This is a genomic window from Arthrobacter sp. GCM10027362 (assembly GCF_042679445.1).
In the GTDB taxonomy this organism is placed as follows: domain Bacteria; phylum Actinomycetota; class Actinomycetes; order Actinomycetales; family Micrococcaceae; genus Crystallibacter.
On sequence record NZ_JBHTML010000362.1, the window covers coordinates 1 to 1463 of the forward strand.

Annotated in this window: 1 protein-coding gene and 1 pseudogene; one reads left to right on the top strand and one right to left on the bottom strand. The window is 74.2% G+C overall.

Annotation, left to right across the window (positions count from 1 at the left end; genetic code table 11):
• Positions 1-482: pseudogene (locus tag ACFQ36_RS22670) on the bottom strand (hypothetical protein); the annotation flags it as partial.
• A 133-nt stretch (positions 483-615) separates the two neighbouring features.
• On the opposite strand from ACFQ36_RS22670, the gene ssd reads away from it, so the two are divergent.
• Positions 616-1463: septum site-determining protein Ssd (ssd, locus tag ACFQ36_RS22675; RefSeq protein WP_377017825.1), on the top strand; the 848-nt coding region annotated here is incomplete at its 3' end.

Here is a 1463-nt window from a genome sequence, read left to right on the forward strand (position 1 = left end):
AGCAGCCGCAGCCGCGCCGGCGGCGGCGACGCCGCCACGGCCGCCAGCTGCCGGCCCAGTTCCTCCACGAGGTCTTCCAGCGGCCGGCCGGCCCGGCGTGCCTCAAAAAGCGCTGACTGCTCCGGCTGGACGGTGGCCGGTTCCTGCTCCGGCGCCGCATCCTGCAGGCCGAGGATGTAGGGCGAGCGCGGGACGAATTCGGAAAGGGCCAGGATGGCCCGGCTCCGGGCCAGATCGTGGCAGCGGCCGACCGTTACGCCGGCCCGCAGCAGCGGCAGGTAATGCTCCCGGGTGCCGTCCCAGACCCAGCGCACAGCGGGCGCGTCCAACCGGCGCACGGCATCGGAGAGGGTTCCTGCCGGCACGACGACGGCGGGCGCGGAGGGTGTCCCGTCCTCGCCGGCTGGCTGGATCCAAGCCTCCGGCTCGGTTCCCGGCCATGCGGGGACCTGCCGGGCCGATGACGCCAGCACCAGATACATGCTTCCATTGTCACCCGCTCCACCGAGGCGGCCGGTCCCGGCTCCTCCTCCACAGGCGCGGGCGCGGCGGTGCGGACGCACAGCGGCCGCCCGGCCGCTTCCGGCAAGGCCTGCCCGGGACCAGGCTCGACCCATGCGGAACGGACAACGGTGGCAGGCACGCCTGCCGAGCTGGATGCCGGTGCAGGCCCCGCCCGAGGTGGTGCTCGTTGCAGCTTCGGAACGGCTGCAGGACGAAGTCGCACGCATCGCGGCTGCTGCCGGCATGGCGCTCCGGGTGGCCGAGCGGGCGTCAGAGCTGGGCGGGATGCCCGAGGGGGCCACGGTACTGCTGGCCGGTAGCGCGCCCGTCAACCTGCCCCGGGCCGTCGGCGATGTCATAGTGGTGGGCTTTCCCGGCGAGTCTGCCCGGCTGTGGGAACTGGCCGCGGCCGTCGCCGCCCAGCGGGTGGCGGTGCTGCCGGACGCGGCGCCATGGTTGGCGGAGTATTTGGGCAGGAATCGGCAGCCGGGCAGGACCGGGACCGTGGCGGCGGTGCTCGGCGGCAGCGGCGGACTGGGCTGCTCCACCTTGTCCTGCTGGCTCGCCGCCCGGGCAGTGGACAAGGGGATCCGGACGCTGCTGGTGGATGGGGACGTTCTCGGCGGCGGCTTGGACAGTCTGCTCGCTGCGGAGGCAGCGCCGGGGCTGCGCTGGCCCGATTTTGCCGGGGTCAAAGGGTCCATCAACCCGGCGCAGCTGCAGTCCGCGCTGCCGGTGGTCGAGGGGTTTTCCCTGCTGTCCTGGGGTCCTGCGGCGGATCCGGCCGCGGCGGGGGCGCCGGTACCCGAAACGGTGGCCCGCGAGGTGGTCTCGGCCGCGGCAGCCGGCTTCGAGCTGGTCCTTATCGATGCGGGGCGTGTACAGGCCGGCCTGGACAGCTGGCTCGCGCAGGCCGGGCAGGCCCTGCTGCTCACGGCCCCGGGGGAGCGGGGCCTGCG